The sequence below is a fragment of the Luteimonas huabeiensis HB2 genome (genome assembly GCF_000559025.1).
Classification (GTDB): Bacteria; Pseudomonadota; Gammaproteobacteria; order Xanthomonadales; family Xanthomonadaceae; genus Luteimonas; species Luteimonas huabeiensis.
The window spans coordinates 128765-143790 of sequence record NZ_JAAN01000015.1 but is presented as its reverse complement, the minus strand read 5'-3'; the positions used below and the strand labels follow the sequence as shown (position 1 = coordinate 143790).

Annotated in this window: 14 protein-coding genes and 1 pseudogene; all 15 read left to right on the top strand. The window is 67.1% G+C overall.

Annotation, left to right across the window (positions count from 1 at the left end):
• Nucleotides 1–325: pseudogene (locus tag Z164_RS21825) on the top strand (c-type cytochrome); the annotation flags it as partial.
• A gap of 17 nt (nt 326–342) precedes the next feature.
• Nucleotides 343–852 (top strand): nuclear transport factor 2 family protein, encoded by a 510-nt coding sequence (locus Z164_RS0106760; protein ID WP_024889953.1) that lies wholly within the window; start codon nt 343–345, stop codon nt 850–852.
• 14 nt (nt 853–866) lie between these two features.
• Entirely contained in the window at nt 867–1391 is a 525-nt protein-coding gene (locus Z164_RS20155) for a DUF411 domain-containing protein (RefSeq protein ID WP_024889952.1), read from the top strand.
• 70 nt (nt 1392–1461) lie between these two features.
• Entirely contained in the window at nt 1462–1812 is a 351-nt protein-coding gene (locus tag Z164_RS0106750; RefSeq protein ID WP_024889951.1) for a four-helix bundle copper-binding protein, read from the top strand.
• 162 nt (nt 1813–1974) lie between these two features.
• Nucleotides 1975–2358: a copper homeostasis periplasmic binding protein CopC gene (gene copC / locus Z164_RS0106745; protein ID WP_024889950.1), complete on the top strand. Its 384-nt coding sequence runs from the start codon at nt 1975–1977 to the stop codon at nt 2356–2358.
• Between the two features lie 10 nt (nt 2359–2368).
• A complete protein-coding gene (copD, locus tag Z164_RS0106740) occupies nt 2369–3298 on the top strand; it encodes a copper homeostasis membrane protein CopD (protein WP_024889949.1) in 930 nt (309 codons plus the stop codon).
• Nucleotides 3299–3430: 132 nt separating this feature from the next.
• Complete coding sequence (locus Z164_RS0106735) at nt 3431–3829, top strand: heavy metal-responsive transcriptional regulator (protein ID WP_024889948.1); 399 nt, start codon at nt 3431–3433, stop codon at nt 3827–3829.
• A 113-nt stretch (nt 3830–3942) separates the two neighbouring features.
• On the top strand, nt 3943–6279 hold the full coding sequence (locus tag Z164_RS0106730) for a heavy metal translocating P-type ATPase (protein ID WP_201769573.1): 2337 nt from the start codon (nt 3943–3945) through the stop codon (nt 6277–6279).
• A 593-nt stretch (nt 6280–6872) separates the two neighbouring features.
• On the top strand, nt 6873–8195 hold the full coding sequence (locus tag Z164_RS0106720; protein ID WP_024889946.1) for a TolC family protein: 1323 nt from the start codon (nt 6873–6875) through the stop codon (nt 8193–8195).
• Complete coding sequence (locus Z164_RS0106715) at nt 8192–9685, top strand: efflux RND transporter periplasmic adaptor subunit (protein WP_019398949.1); 1494 nt, start codon at nt 8192–8194, stop codon at nt 9683–9685. Before Z164_RS0106720 ends, Z164_RS0106715 begins: the two co-directional genes overlap by 4 nt.
• 1 nt (nt 9686) lies before the next feature.
• Nucleotides 9687–12839: an efflux RND transporter permease subunit gene (locus Z164_RS0106710; protein ID WP_024889945.1), complete on the top strand. Its 3153-nt coding sequence runs from the start codon at nt 9687–9689 to the stop codon at nt 12837–12839.
• Nucleotides 12840–13011: 172 nt separating this feature from the next.
• The gene (locus Z164_RS0106705; protein ID WP_200911324.1) at nt 13012–13524 is read left to right on the top strand and encodes a MerR family transcriptional regulator; all 513 of its coding nucleotides are present in this window, start codon (nt 13012–13014) and stop codon (nt 13522–13524) included.
• Nucleotides 13521–13850, top strand: a complete 330-nt coding sequence (locus tag Z164_RS23540; RefSeq protein WP_081759952.1) for a DUF2933 domain-containing protein — start codon at nt 13521–13523, stop codon at nt 13848–13850. The genes Z164_RS0106705 and Z164_RS23540 overlap by 4 nt, the downstream gene beginning before the upstream one ends.
• Nucleotides 13837–14502, top strand: coding sequence for a methyltransferase family protein (locus Z164_RS0106695; RefSeq protein WP_024889943.1), 666 nt, complete (start codon nt 13837–13839; stop codon nt 14500–14502). The genes Z164_RS23540 and Z164_RS0106695 overlap by 14 nt, the downstream gene beginning before the upstream one ends.
• A gap of 80 nt (nt 14503–14582) precedes the next feature.
• On the top strand, nt 14583–15002 hold the full coding sequence (locus Z164_RS0106690; RefSeq protein WP_024867875.1) for a hypothetical protein: 420 nt from the start codon (nt 14583–14585) through the stop codon (nt 15000–15002).
• Nucleotides 15003–15026 lie beyond the last annotated feature (24 nt).

Here is a 15026-nt window from a genome sequence, read left to right as displayed (position 1 = left end):
CGCGTTCCTGCAGGTGCTGCCCACGCTCGACGCGGCTGCATACAGGGAACTGGTCGACAGCAGCGAAGGCCACGCGCATGGCGGCGGCGAGACACACGACGACGACCATGACGAGGCGGCGACGGAGGATCACCCTGCCCAGCCCACAGCCGGGAGCGACGCGATGCCGCACGCGCAGTCGCCGGGTATGGACGATGACCACGGAAAGCGTGTTACCGACACAGAAGTCCGCGCGGTAGAGCATCGCCATGCCGATGGCAAAGTGCAGTCTCCACCTTCACCCCATATGACCGAGGCCGAAGACGGCCCTGCGCACACTCACTGAAAACCTGGAGTTGAACAATGAATGCAACAGCAATTTCGTCTGGCCTCGCGCTGATGCTGGCAATGGTGTCGCCCGCAATGGCGCAGACGGCACAGTCGCATGCACATCACCCCGCCGCTGCGGCAGCGGCGGACGTCGACGTGCCGGCCGCCGCGAAGGCCGCCGTCGACGTGGCGGAGCGCTTCAACGCCGCCCTCTCCAGCGGCGACCTGGCCACGGTCGAAGCCCTGCTCGCTGCCGACGTTCTCATCCTCGAGTCCGGAGGTGCAGAACGCAGCCGCGAGGAATACATGGGCCATCACGCAGTCAGCGATGCGGCGTTCCTCAAGGGCGCCCATCGCCAGCTGCTCCGTCAGCGTGCACGAACCGCTGGCGAGTTCGCGTGGGTCGGAACCGAAAGCGAGCTGCACGCCCAGAAGGACGGCCAGCCACTGACCGTCCAGAGCACCGAGACGATGGTGCTGAAGCAGACCGCCGACGGCTGGCGGATCGTCCACATCCACTGGTCCTCGCGGACCAGGCGCTGAGCGGAGAACCGGAAATGAAAGCCTGCAGATTGAATCGACTGGCGTGGGCGGCTTTTGCGGTCGCCGGCCTGGGTGCCTGCACCCAGGCGGATACACCCGCGCAATCCACCATCGCACCCGCTGCACAGGTCGTCTCTGAAACAGCCGACACCACTCCCGCTGCCCTGCCACGCATGACCGTCCACAAGACTCCGACCTGCGGGTGTTGCGGTAGCTGGGTCGACCACGTGCAGAAGGCGGGCTTCACCGTGGATGTGCACGACATGGATGACCTGGGTCCGGTCAAGGAGCGCCTGGGTGTCCCCTATGCAAAGGGCTCCTGCCACACGGCCGAGGTCGGCGGATACCTCATCGAGGGCCATGTCCCGGCCGAGGACATCAAGCGCCTCCTCGAAGAAAAGCCGGACGCACGCGGCCTGGTCCTGCCGGGAATGCCGCTCGGCTCGCCGGGCATGGAGGTCCCTGCCGGGCGACAACAGCCGTACACGGTCGAGCTGGTCCGTCACGACGGAACCACTGAACCGTTCGCACAGCACTGATCCGGTGCAGGAACAGGGGGCGGTGTTGCGGGCGCGCCGATTCTCGTCCGCGAGGAAGAAGGAGAACCACATGACCCACCATTCCGCGGCACACCGGTCCCAGGCCATGAACGAGTGCATCGACAACTGCACGCAGTGTCATGAGATCTGCCTGGAGACCATCAACTATTGCCTGACCAAAGGAGGTGCCCACGCGGCCCCGGAGCACATCGCACTCCTTGCGACGTGTGCCGATATCTGCGCAACCAGTGCCGACGCGATGCTGCGCGGTGCCAGCGTTCACGACGTGGTTTGCGGTGCCTGCGCGGAGGTCTGCCGCCAGTGCGCCGATGCATGCGACGCCATGAACGACCCGGAGATGGCGCGCTGCGCCGAAGTTTGTCGCCGTTGCGCGGAAAGCTGCAGCGCCATGGCGGCTTGACGCGTCGAGGATCCCGCCTGAGCAGGCGGGATCCTCATCTGCAATATCAAAGCTGACCAACCGTGTTTTCGGTGACAGCCCGACATCCAACGCATGTCGGGTCCAACACAGCACGGCCCCCAACGGGGCTTAGCATCACATTCGCAATGAGGATTTATCCCTATGAAATCATCAAACGTCCTTCGGTCCTTCGCGCTCGTCCTCGCGATTGCGGCTGGGCAGTTCTCCCTGCAGATCGCGCACGCCCACGCCGCGCTGCAGCAGTCCACACCGGCGGCAAATGCGGTGGTGGCCTCGCCAGACCAGATCGATCTCGTATTCAACGAAACATTGATTCCGCGGGCGTCGCGTCTCAAGTTGCTCATGAAGCACGGCAGTTCCACCATGCCGATCGAGAATTTCACGACCGAGATCGTCAACAACGGCAAGACCCTGCGTGCCAAGTTGCCCCAGCCGCTGGCTCCGGGCGTCTATACCGTGGAATACCGCGCCGTGGGAGGCGACAACCACCCCATGACGGGCAGTTTCAGCTTCACGGTGCGCTGAGGAGCCACAAATGCTCGACCTGTCGGCTTATGCAGTGAGGTTCCTGGAATACCTAGCCCTCATGGTTCTTTTCGGGGTCCCATTGCTCGGGTGGTACGGTTCGCGTCGAGCGGCACTCACCGATGCCCTGGCCGGATGGCCACTTATGGGCGTTCTGTTGGTGAGTGCCACCGTCGGTCTCGTGCTCACCGGGGCCGAAGTCGTCTTCAAGACCGCGGGCATCATGGGAATGCCGGTCGCCGACGTTGATCGCGGATCGCTTGGCTGGTATCTGCTCGAGACGTCCGCGGGCCGGGCAGCGATGGCGAGAGGCGCGCTGCTGCTCGCCCTGATGTTTGTGCTTGGATGGCATCGTCGCCGCGGGAAGGTGGAGCCCGCCTTCCCGCTGGCGGTGGCGCTGGCGGGCGGCGCACTCGCTTCTCTGGCATGGAACGGCCACGCGGCCGCTGGTGAGGGCGTGGCAGGCGCGGTCCGGCTTGCTGCGGGCCTTGTCCATCTTCTTGCGGCAGGCGGCTGGATCGCAGCGGTCCTGATGTTCCTGGGGATGCTCCTGCGCGGCAAGGAGGCCTCCGGCAGCGGGCGTCTGCGATCAACGCATGACTTTCTGCATGGATTTTCGACGCTGGGAACGATTTTCGTTGCTGCGCTCGTCGTGTCCGGCATCGTGCACTACGGGGATCTCACCGCGTGGTCGTTTTCGGCCCTGTTTCAGAGCACCTACGGGAAGTTGCTGCTGTTCAAACTGGCTCTGTTCGGCGGAATGCTGGGTTTGGGAGCGCTGCACCGATGGACGCTGGTGCCGCGCCTGGGACGGGCGCTGACCAGCGGAGATCCCGCGCAGGAGGTGCGGGCTTTGCGGCAGAGTGTTACGGCTGAGGCCGCGCTGGCCATCTTGATCCTGATTGTTGTTTCAGTGCTCGGGACGCTCAGTCCTGTGTAGCGGTTGCAATCCATACGGCAGCTCGAGGCTGGCACCGAAGGCAACGGGCATCAGCGCGAGGGCCACCACCACTTGACTCTGGACCATGGTCAAGGGCACACACTCGGAATCTGGTCTAGCGGAGCGCCCACCATGCAGATAGGTCAACTCGCCAAGCGGACACACGTGCCCATCGACACGATCCGCTACTACGAGAGCCACGGCATCCTGCCCGCCCCTGCCCGTCGCAATTCGGGATATCGATCCTACGGCGACGCCGACGTGGCGCGCCTGCATTTCGTGCGTCGCGCCAAGGCGCTCGGCTTCACGCTGCGCGAGATCAGCGAGCTGCTGCAGCTCTCCGGGCGGTCTGGCGAGGACATGGCGGCGGTGCGCGCGTCGGCGGCGGCACGCCTCGCCGACGTCGAGCGCAAGCTGGATGAACTCACACGCATTCGCGATGGGCTACGCCAACTGGTCACTGCCTGCCCGGGTCACGGCGGCATCCAGGACTGCCCGATCCTGGGTGCCTTGTCGAAGGAAGACGCATGAACACGCACACACATCAGCAGGCACACGGACATGGCGGCAGCACTGCCGGGCAAGCGCCTGAAGGCGGTCCGCCCTCCGCGCCTCCCGGAACGGTGAAGGATCCGGTCTGCGGCATGAACGTCGATCCGAAGACCTCGCCCCACCACGCCGTAAACGCCGGCACGACGTACCACTTCTGCTCGGCCGGTTGCCGCACGAAGTTCGTTGCCGACCCCGGGAAGTACCTCGCACCTGGGCCGATCGAGCCTGCAGCCGCGGTTCCGGGCGCCATGTACATCTGCCCGATGCATCCCGAAGTCCGCCAGGACCACCCCGGTACCTGCCCGCTCTGCGGCATGGCTCTGGAACCGGAGATGCCCGGGCTTGACGACGAGGAGAACCCGGAGCTCGTCGCCTTCAGTCGGCGCTTCTGGTGGACGCTTCCGCTGACGGCGGTGACGCTCGTGCTGGCCATGTTCGGCCGGCATCTCCCGAGCGTCGAACTGGGCGGCGTACAGATCCTGCCGCTGTCGATCCACGTCCAGACCTGGGTCGAGTTGGTGCTGACCACGCCGGTCGTGTTGTGGGCCGGCTGGCCGTTCTTCGAACGCTGCGTGCAGTCGATCCGCAACCTCCACCCGAACATGTTCACGCTCATCGGGATCGGCGTCGCGGCGGCCTTTGGCTACAGCCTTGTGGCGACGCTCGCACCGGGGCTGTTCCCGGCCTCGTTCAATGAGCACGGGCGCGTCGGCGTGTATTACGAGGCGGCGGCGGTGATCGTGTCGCTGACCCTGCTCGGCCAGATGCTGGAGCTGCGGGCGCGCTCGAAAACCTCGGCGGCGATCAAGGGCCTGCTTGGCCTGGCGCCGAAGGAAGCCCGGCGGGTCAATGCCGACGGCTCCGAGGAAGACATCCCGCTGACCCACGTGCACGTCGGCGACCGCCTGCGCGTGCGCCCGGGCGAGAAGGTGCCGGTGGATGGCGAAGTAGTCGAAGGCCGCTCCAGCGTAGACGAGTCGATGCTCACGGGCGAGCCGATTCCGGTCGAGAAGACCGCGGGTGACCAGGTCATCGGCGCGACCCAGAACGGCACTGGCGCACTGGTGATCCGCGCCGCCAAGGTGGGTTCCGATACGGTGCTGTCGCAGATCGTGCAGCTGGTCGCGCAGGCGCAGCGCTCCCGCGCGCCGATGCAGCGGATGGCTGATACCGTCGCCTACTGGTTCGTGCTCGCAGTGCTGGCGATCGCGGTGGCCACCTTCTTCATCTGGGGCTTCTTCGGCCCGGACCCGGCCTGGACCTTTGCCATCCTGAACGCGGTCTCGGTGCTGATCATCGCCTGCCCCTGCGCGCTGGGCCTGGCGACGCCGATGTCGATCATGGTCGCCACGGGCAAGGCGGCGCAGGTGGGCGTGCTGTTCCGCGATGCCGAGGCCATCGAGCACATGCGCCGCATCGACACCCTGATCGTCGACAAGACCGGCACGCTCACCGAAGGGCGCCCGGCCTTCAAGGAAGTCGTGGCCTTCGAGGGCTTCGACGCCGACCAGGTGCTGCACCTGGCGGCCAGCCTGGACCAGGGCAGCGAGCATCCGCTGGCCGATGCCATCGTGGCCGAGGCCCGGCGCCGGAACTTCGAGTTCGACCGCGTGGAGGACTTCGACTCGGTGACCGGCATGGGCGTGCGCGGGACCGTGGCCGGCCACGCGCTGGCGCTGGGCAATACCGCGCTCATGGAGGATCTGGGCGCCAATCCTGGCGCGCATGTCGACGTGGCCGAGCGGATGCGCCGCGAGGGCTCGAGCGCCATGTTCCTGGCCGTGGACGGGCGCCTGGCAGGCCTGGTCGCGGTCGCCGACCCGATCAAGGCCTCGGCCGCCGCCGCCGTCAACGAGCTGCACGCAGCCGGGCTGCGCATCATCATGGCCACCGGCGACGGGCTCACCACCGCACGTGCCGTGGCCACCGAGCTGGGCTTGGACGAGGTGCATGGCGAAGTCCGCCCCGAGGACAAGGCCGAGCTGGTGCAGCGCCTCAAGCGCGAAGGCCGGCGGGTGGCGATGGCGGGCGACGGCATCAACGACGCGCCGGCGCTGGCCGCCGCCGACGTCGGCATCGCCATGGGCACGGGCACCGACGTCGCGATGTCGAGCGCCCAGATCACCCTGGTCAAGGGCGACCTGCGCGGCATCCTGCGCGCACGGAAGATCTCCCAGGCCACCGTGGCCAACATGAAGCAGAACCTCACTTTCGCGTTCATCTATAACGCGCTGGGGGTTCCGGTCGCGGCCGGGGTGCTCTATCCCGCGTTCGGGATCCTGCTGAGCCCGATGGTCGCGGCGCTGGCAATGAGCTTGAGTTCGGTATCGGTGGTGGCCAATGCACTTCGCCTGGCCAAGTCGGCCGCCGTACCGCCCTCGCCGACGGCACCCGTGCGGGACCGTACCTTGGGCCTCGCCAGGGATTGACTTGAGTCAATTGCATCGGTCCTGGTAAGAGGTAAGCTCAAGTCATGGTCCGCATCCGCCATCGGAATTGGTTCCAGCGCACCGCCCTCCTCGCGATGGCGGCGCTGCTCTGGTCCCAGTTCGCTTTGGCCGGCCATGGCGAGTGCCTGGATCTCCCAGGTACGCCGGCGGCTTTTGTCGCTGCCGCCACCGACACCCGACACGACCATGGCCACGCTTGCGATGCCGAGCTCCCCTCGGCGAGCAAGGCCCTGTGCGACGCGCACTGCACCGAGGGTGGCATCTCGGCGGACAGTGGGCGCATCCCCTCGATTCCGCCGCTCCTTGTCGGAGCATGGTTCTCCTGGTTCGCAGTCGCCGAGAGTGGGGATGGTGCACCGGGTGTCACGTCCACATGGGTGGATTCGCCACCCAGGCCCGCCTGGCACCGCCCCACCGCCCATCCCGCGGCACTCCTGCTGATCTGATGCCCGGACGCTGACTGCTCCGCACACCGGTGCGGCGCAGTGCTGTGCGTTCGTGCCGTGCGCGTCACGGCATGTGTTCCTGCCTCGTCCGAGCGACCTGCGTCGTGTCGGCCCAAGGACACTGATATGGCATCCCTGTTCGACCCGATGCAGGCCAGGCGCCTGCACCCTTACCCGCTGTTCCGCCGTCGGCCACTGCTCCGGCACCTGCTTGCCTGCGTGTTCGCCGGCGGCTTGTGGACGCTGGCGCTGCCCGCGACCGCCACCGAACCCATCCCGGGGCACAGCCTCGAGTCGATCCGCACCTGGGTTCTGGAACACAACCCCGAGCTGCGGGCCATGGACTTCGAAACCCAGGCCGCCGAAGCGAGGATCCTTCCCGCAGGTGCCCTGCCCGATCCGATGGCCTCGGTTGGATTCCGCGGCCTCGATCCGGACAAGCCCTGGCGCACCGCCGGTGCCGAGCGCGAGGTGAACTACGCGCTGCGCCAGCGCTTCCCGCTCTGGGGCAAGCGTGGTCTGGCGCGGACCGCGGCCAGCCAGGACGCGGTCGCGGTCGGGCTTGACCGCATCACCGCGGCGCGCGACCTGCTGGCAGAGGCTGAAGCGGCGTACGTGCGCTACTGGCATGCCGATCAGGCCGTGGCCGTGCTCGACCGCCGCATCGCCCTGCTCCGCCAGGTCGAGGAAATAGCCGGCGTGCGCTACGCCCTGGGTCGCGCGGCGCAGCAGGATGCCATCCGCGCCCAGGTCGAGCAGACCAGCCTACAGCGCGAGCGGATCGAACGCCTCGCGACCAAGCAGGAGGCGGCCGCCACCTTGAACGCGGTGCTGGGGCGCCGGTCCGATGCACCGCTGGCGACTCCCGGCGAGGCGCCGCGCCTCGCCGTCCACAGCGCCTCGCTTGCCGAGGCACTGGATGACGCCGATGCGCATCCCGCGGTGCGCTCGCAGCAGGCCCGCGCCGAGGCGGCGCGCACGAACGTGGTGCTGCAGCGTCGCAACCGCTTTCCGGACATCACCCTGGGCGTGGGTGCGATGCAGCTCGGCAACGGCCTCGAAAGCACCGAGCTGATGCTCGAGGTCGAGATCCCGTTCCAGCAGCGTGCACGCCGCGAACGCGAGCGCGAATCGCGCCTGCTCGAAGAAGCGGCGCTGGCGCGGATGGACGCCACGCTGCGGGCCGTCGAGGAACGCGGCGCCTCTGCCTGGGCGCAGTGGACCAGCGCACGCGAGCGCCGCGAGCTGATCGAGAACACGCTGCTGCCGCAGGCCGACGCCACCTGGCAGTCCGCGCTGGCCAGCTACCAGGTCGGCGAAGTCGACTTCGGGACGCTGCTGGAAGCACTCAATGAATGGCAGGGCGCCGACCTCGCACGGCTCGATGCACTGCGTGACGAACTGTTGGGCGCCGCCGCCGTGCGCGCCGTCGAAGGAGAGATCCGATGACCCGTGTCCAGACCCTGTCGCTCGCCATCGGCGTCGCACTCGCCGCCCTCGCCGTCGGCTGGATGGCCGGCCGCGCGACGAACGATGCTCCGAGCGCAGCCACGTCCGCCGAAGCGCCGGCCGCGGAACGCAAGGTGCTCTATTACCGCAATCCCATGGGCCTTCCGGACACCTCGCCGGTGCCGAAGAAGGACCCGATGGGCATGGACTACATTCCGGTCTACGCCGGCGACGCGCCTGCCGCGGCGCCGGGAACGGTGGTGATGCCACCCGACAAGGTGCAGGCGCTGGGCGTGCGCACCGAAGCGGTCAAGCGCGGCGCCCTGTCCGCCATCGTGCGCACCAGCGGCACGGTCGAAGTCGACGAGACCCGGCAGTACGCGATCGCGCCGCGCTTCGAAGGCTGGGTGGAGCGGCTGTACGCGAACCAGACCGGAATGCGGGTCCGCGCGGGGCAACCGCTGCTGTCCGTCTACAGCCCGCAGCTGGCCGCGGCGCAGCAGGAATACCGGCTGGCCGACGAGACCGCCCGCAGGCTGGCGGCGTCCGACCCCGCGAGCGCGGCGTCAATGATCCGGCTGCGCGATGCCGCCCGCACCCGCCTGCGCAACTGGGAAATCAGCGACGCGCAACTCGGCAAGACGGGGCTGGTGCTCACCGCGCCCGCGGACGGGGTCGTGATCGAGAAGCCGGTGGTCCAGGGCGCACGCTTCGAGCCCGGCGAAACCATCCTGCGCCTGGCGGACCTGTCGACGGTGTGGGTGATCGCCAAGGTGCCCGCGGCGCAGGCCGCGGGCATCCAGCCCGGCCAGCCCGCACGCTTTGAAACCGTGGCCCTGCCTGGCCAGGTGGCCGAGGGCGAAGTCGCCTTCGTGCAGCCCATCATCGATGCCATGACCCGCACGGTGGACGTGCGCATCGCGCTGCCCAACCCGGCCGGCGATCTGCGTCCAGGGCTCTACGGAACGGTGCTGCTCGAGGAGCCGGGGTCCGGACCGGTCCTGACCGTTCCGCGCTCGGCCGTGCTCGACAGCGGCACGCGCCAGGTGGTGCTGGTCGAGACCGGCCCCGGCCGGTTCGCACCGCGCGACGTCACCCTGGGTCGCCGTGGCGGCGATCGCATCGAAGTGCTCGACGGGATCGCCGAAGGCGAACAGGTCGTGGTCTCCGCCAACTTCCTGATCGACGCCGAAAGCAACCTGCAGTCGGCACTCCAGGGGCTTGAGGGTCATGCAGGACACGGCGCGCCTTCGGGCACCACTGAGGATCCACACGCCGGGCACGGTGAGGACGCCGTCGATCCGCACGCAGGTCATGTTGACGAGGTCGCTGATCCCCACGCAGGCCATGCCATACCGGCGACATCGGGAGATCCACCGGCTGCCGCCAGCGATCCTGGCGCGTCCGACGGCCATGACAGCCATGGCGACCATGGAACGATGAACGACCACGGCACACCTGCTCCCGCCACCAGCCACGAGGGGCACTGACATGCTTGGCCGTCTCGTTGAATGGTCGGTGCGCAACGTCTTCCTGGTGCTGCTGATGGCGCTGGCGATTGTCGCCGGTGGCATCTACGCACTGATGAACACGCCGCTGGACGCACAACCGGATCTGTCGGACGTGCAGGTGATCGTGTTCACGGAGTACCCGGGGCAGGCGCCCCAGGTGGTCGAGGACCAGGTCACCTATCCGCTGACCAGCGCCCTGCTCGCGACGCCGAAGTCGAAGGACGTCCGCGGCTTCTCGTTCTTCGGCGCCTCCTTCATCTACGTCATCTTCGAAGAAGGCACGGACCTGTACTGGGCGCGCTCGCGCGTGCTCGAGAACCTCAACGTCGCATCGAAAAACCTGCCGGCTGGCGTGGCACCGGCACTGGGACCCGACGCGTCCGGCGTGGGCTGGGTCTACCAGTACGTGCTGCAGAGCGACCGCCACTCGCTGGACGAGCTGCGCGCGATGCAGGACTGGTACCTGCGTTACCAGCTCACCACCGCGCCCGGCGTGGCCGAGGTCGCCAGCGTCGGCGGCTTCGTGCGCCAGTACTCGATCACCGTCGATCCGGTCCGGCTGCGCGAGTTCGACATCCCGATTTCACGCGTGTCCGAGGTGATCGCCGAGAGCAACCGCGACGTCGGCGGCCGCGTGATCGAGATGGCCGAGACCGAGTACATGGTGCGGGGCCGCGGCTACCTGCGCGGTATCGAGGATATCGAGAGCCTGGTTCTGCGCGCCGAAGGGGGCGCACCGGTGCTGATCGGCGACGTCGCCCGGGTCGAACTGGTACCCGATGAGCGCCGTGGCATCGTCGACCTGGACGGCGAAGGCGACGTTGTGGGCGGGATCGTCATTGCGCGCTTCGGCGAAAACGCCCTGGCCGTGATCGGGGGGGTGAAGGACAAGATCGCCCAGCTTGCGAGTGGACTCCCCGAGGGCGTCAGCGTCCAGGCGGTCTACGACCGCTCCGATCTCATCGTGCGCGCGATCAAGACGCTACGCACGACGCTGCTCGAGGAGAGCCTGATCGTCGCACTGGTGTGCCTGGTATTCCTGTTCCATGCGCGCAGCGCGCTGGTCGCGATCGTCATGCTGCCCGTCGGCGTGCTGATCGCGGTGATCGCGATGCGCATGCTGGGCATGAACTCCAACATCATGAGCCTGGGCGGCATCGCGATCTCGATTGGCGTGATGGTCGACGCGGCGATCGTGATGATCGAGAACGCGCACAAGCACATCGAGCGCTCCGACGGCTCCCGCAGCCGGACCCAGCTGATCATCGATGCCTGTCGCGAGGTCGGGCCGGCGCTGTTCTTCAGCCTGATGATCATCACCGTCTCGTTCCTGCCCGTGTTCGCCCTGGAGGCTCAGGAAGGTCGCCTGTTCAAGCCGCTGGCATTCACCAAGACCTTCGCGATGGCCGGTGGCGCGCTGTTGTCGATCACGCTGGTACCGGTACTCATGCTGCTGTTCGTGCGCGGCAAGATCGTGCCCGAGCACAAGAATCCGGTGAACCGGTTCCTGGTTGCGGCCTATCGGCCGGTGATCAACGTCGTTCTGCGGCACCGCATGGCCACAGTCATGTTCGCGCTGGTCGCCCTGTTTGCCAGCCTGTGGCCTGCATCGCGCCTGGGCAGCGAGTTCATGCCCACGCTCAACGAAGGCACGCTGCTGTACATGCCCGCGTCGCTTCCCGGCATGTCGGTGACCAAGGCATCGGAGCTGCTGCAGCAGCAGGACCGGATCATCAAGGGCTTCCCGGAAGTGGAGTCGGTGTTCGGCAAGGCGGGTCGCGCCCTGACCGCCACCGACCCGGCGCCGCTGGAGATGTTCGAGACCGTCATCAACCTCAAGCCCGAGGACGAATGGCGGGACGGCATGACCACCGACAAGCTCATCGCCGAGATGGACGCGGCGCTGAAGTTCCCGGGCGTCGCCAACTCCTGGACGATGCCGATCAAGGCGCGCACCGACATGCTGGCCACCGGCATCCGCACGCCCGTGGGCATCAAGCTCTTCGGCAGCAACCTGGAGCAACTGGACGCGCTGGCCACCGAGATCGAAGCGGTGGTGCGTGAGGTGCCGGGGACGACCAGCGCGTTCGCCGAGCGCCTGACCGGCGCCTACTACCTCGACATCACCTCCGACCTGGGGCGCCTGGCCCAGTACGGCGTGACCCTGGGCGAGGTGCAGGACGTGGTGGCGGCCGCGCTTGGCGGCGAGATCGTCACCACCATCCTCCAGGGCCGCGAGCGCTTCAGCGCGATCGTGCGCTACCCGCGCGAGCTGCGCGACGATCCGCACCGGATCGGCAGCCAGGTCCTGGTGCCGGTTCCCGGCGGCGCCCAGGTGCCGCTCGGCGAACTGGCGCAGATCGAGGTCAGGAAGGGGGCGCCGAGCATCCGCACCGAGAACGCGATGCTGGCGGCTTACATCTACGTCGATACCCGCGAGAGCGATCTCGGCCGCTACGTGAAGGCTGCGCAGGAAGCGGTCACCGAGCAGGTGCAGTTCCCGCCTGGCTACTACGTGACCTGGAGTGGACAGTACGAATACATGCAACGTGCCGCGGAGAAGATGCGTGTCGTCGTTCCGGTGACGCTGGCGCTGATTTTCCTGCTGCTGTACCTCAACTTTCGCCGTGTCACCGAGTCGCTGATCGTGATGCTGTCGGTGCCCTTCGCACTGGTCGGTGGCATCTGGCTGATGTGGATGCTCGACTACAACACCAGCGTCGCGGTGATCGTGGGCTTCATCGCGCTGGCCGGCGTCGCCGCGGAAACCGGCGTGGTGATGCTGATCTACCTCGACCACGCACTTGAAGCGCGTGCCACGCAGAGGCAGGCCGAAGGCCGGGCGTTGGATGCACGGGACCTGCGCGAGGCCATCATCGAAGGCGCGGTCGACCGCGTACGCCCGAAGATGATGACCGTGGTCGCGATCATGGCGGGCCTGCTGCCGATCATGTGGAGCAGCGGCACCGGCTCCGAGGTCATGCGCCGCATCGCCGCGCCGATGGTGGGCGGAATGGTGTCGTCCACGGTGCTGACCCTGGTCGTGATCCCGGCGCTGTACTCGTTGATCAAGCAGCGGCAGCTGGCCAGGAAGGCGCCGGCATCCGCCGCGCTGACCGTTGAAGTGCCGTGATGTGGCGCACGTTCAACGCAAGTAAGAACGGATTGTCCGCGCACGTACGGACGAGAACATCCGTCCGTTCGCGGCGAGGTCACGCGTTACTGGCTCCGTCCGCCCCAGGGCGGCTTGACCTGCGTGCGAGACACAGGTCTAGCCTGATCAACACCTTGCCGGGAGTACGCCAATGACGGCCAAAGACGAAGTCGCGCCGCCGCTGATGACGGTCCGCCAGCTGGCCCGACAGGGCGACGTCACGGTGCATGTGGTGCGCAACTATCTGCGGCGCGGCCTGCTGCAGGCGGCGAGGCACACCGAGAGCGGCTACCAGCTGTTCTCGGCTTCGGAGCTCCAGCGCCTGCGCTTCATTCGCACCGCCCAACAGCTCGGCTTCACGCTGGCGGAGATCGAGGAAATCGTCCGCCACAGTGTTCTGCGAAGGAGTCCCTGCCCGCTGGTGCGCGACATCATCCGACGCAGACTCGAAGACACCCGCCAGCAACTGGACAACCTGCTGGCCATGCACGGGCGGATGGAGCATGCCGTCCACGCCTGGACTTCGCTGCCGGACTCCATCCCGACTGGCGACGATGTCTGCGCATTGATCGAATCCGTTGCCGCCGCTGAGGGCGGCGGATTCGTCAGGTCCACCCCGGGGCGACTCCTTGGACGCCGCCCCACTCAGGAGAACTTGCCATGACTGTTCCTGGTCCTGCCACCTCAGGGTCCCGACGTTGGGTCTTCTGGATCTTCCTGGCGCTGGCCCTGTTCTATCTCGGCGTCGAGCACCGCGCCCACCTTGCGGGGACGCTCCGCTGGCTGCCGCTGGCCATCTTGCTGCTGTGTCCCTTGATGCATGTGTTCATGCACAAAGGGCATGGCGGTCATGGAGGCGACGGAAGTCATGGGCGCGACGGCAATGCCGACGACCCACCCCATGGCCACCATCAGAGCCGTCGGAACCGGGCATGGAACGACGAAACGTCCGACACCTCGAACGAAGGACACCGACATGCACGCACCTGACTCCGGCTACGGTCTTTGGCTCCTCGCCGCCATCAACGCCGCGTTCTTCATCTTCTTCGCCTGGAGCTTCTACAAACCGCTGACCCGTTGGGACTGGCGCGGGTTCGGGATGTTCTCCGCCTTCGTCGTGGCCCTGTTCGCGGAAATGTATGGCTTCCCGCTGACGCTGTACGTCTTGGGCGGGTGGCTCAGCGCCAACTATCCGCAGGTCAACTGGCTCAGCCACGACGCCGGCCATCTGCTGGAGATGTGGTTCGGCTGGCGCGCCAATCCGCATTTCGGTCCATTCCACCTGGCGAGTTTCATCCTGATCGGCGGCGGGTTCTGGCTCCTGTCGGCAGCCTGGCCCGTGCTGTATCGGGCACAGCGTGAGGGTCGGCTTGCCCGGGAGGGCGTGTATGCACGCATGCGTCACCCGCAGTACGTCGCCTTCGTACTCGTACTGACTGGTTTCCTCCTGCAGTGGCCCACGCTGCTCACGCTCGCCAGCTATCCGGTGCTGGTGTGGGCCTATGCCCGCCTCGCGCGTCGTGAGGAGAGAGATTGCCTGAGCCGCTTCGGCGAGGACTACGTGAGCTACATGCAGGAGGTGCCGGCCTTCATACCGCGACGCCGGCGCGGTCCTGTCCGATCGGCGGGGGAAGTCCGATGAAGGCCGACCGTCGTGTTCCATCCCTTTGTGCTCTCGCAGCCTCGCTGTTTCGCCTCACATCCATTCAAGGAGTCCACACAATGAACAACGTCACACATGCCGCCTGTTTTGCTGGCCCACGCACCAATCCCAATCGCTGGTTCGCCGCGCTGGCGCTGGCGGGCGCCTTTGCCTTCTCCTTCGCACTGCCGGGGGCTGCTTCCGCGAGCGAAGGCGGGTTCCGCCACAACGTGTTGATGCGCGGCCAGGTTCTGGAGACGCAGGACGACACACTGGTGGTCTGCGTCGGCAAGGCCGACGGAGCCCAGGTCGACCAGGTGCTGGATGTGATCCGGCACAAGCGCCGTAACCGCGGTCCCCGGGATATCGGGCCGCGCTTTCGCCGGGAAGCCGTCGGTCAGGTGCGCATCACCGGGCTGTTCGACGACCACTACGCAGAGGCTGAAGTGATCTCCGGAAAGCCCAAGGTCAATGACATCGTCGAGCTGATTCGACCGTGAGCAAGCCACGCGTCCGGCGCGATC

Excerpts from the sequence above, each read along its gene's own strand:
- Z164_RS0106705 (WP_200911324.1), top strand. The coding sequence starts at position 13,012 with ATGACGGCCAAAGACGAAGTCGCGCCGCCGCTGATGACGGTCCGCCAG.
- Z164_RS0106690 (WP_024867875.1), top strand. The coding sequence starts at position 14,583 with ATGAACAACGTCACACATGCCGCCTGTTTTGCTGGCCCACGCACCAAT.
- copC (WP_024889950.1), top strand. The coding sequence starts at position 1,975 with ATGAAATCATCAAACGTCCTTCGGTCCTTCGCGCTCGTCCTCGCGATT.
- Z164_RS0106730 (WP_201769573.1), top strand. The coding sequence starts at position 3,943 with ATGAACGTCGATCCGAAGACCTCGCCCCACCACGCCGTAAACGCCGGC.
- Z164_RS0106710 (WP_024889945.1), top strand. The coding sequence starts at position 9,687 with ATGCTTGGCCGTCTCGTTGAATGGTCGGTGCGCAACGTCTTCCTGGTG.
- Z164_RS0106720 (WP_024889946.1), top strand. The coding sequence starts at position 6,873 with ATGGCATCCCTGTTCGACCCGATGCAGGCCAGGCGCCTGCACCCTTAC.
- copD (WP_024889949.1), top strand. The coding sequence starts at position 2,369 with ATGCTCGACCTGTCGGCTTATGCAGTGAGGTTCCTGGAATACCTAGCC.
- Z164_RS0106750 (WP_024889951.1), top strand. The coding sequence starts at position 1,462 with ATGACCCACCATTCCGCGGCACACCGGTCCCAGGCCATGAACGAGTGC.
- Z164_RS0106695 (WP_024889943.1), top strand. The coding sequence starts at position 13,837 with ATGCACGCACCTGACTCCGGCTACGGTCTTTGGCTCCTCGCCGCCATC.
- Z164_RS20155 (WP_024889952.1), top strand. The coding sequence starts at position 867 with ATGAAAGCCTGCAGATTGAATCGACTGGCGTGGGCGGCTTTTGCGGTC.
- Z164_RS23540 (WP_081759952.1), top strand. The coding sequence starts at position 13,521 with ATGACTGTTCCTGGTCCTGCCACCTCAGGGTCCCGACGTTGGGTCTTC.
- Z164_RS0106735 (WP_024889948.1), top strand. The coding sequence starts at position 3,431 with ATGCAGATAGGTCAACTCGCCAAGCGGACACACGTGCCCATCGACACG.
- Z164_RS0106715 (WP_019398949.1), top strand. The coding sequence starts at position 8,192 with ATGACCCGTGTCCAGACCCTGTCGCTCGCCATCGGCGTCGCACTCGCC.
- Z164_RS0106760 (WP_024889953.1), top strand. The coding sequence starts at position 343 with ATGAATGCAACAGCAATTTCGTCTGGCCTCGCGCTGATGCTGGCAATG.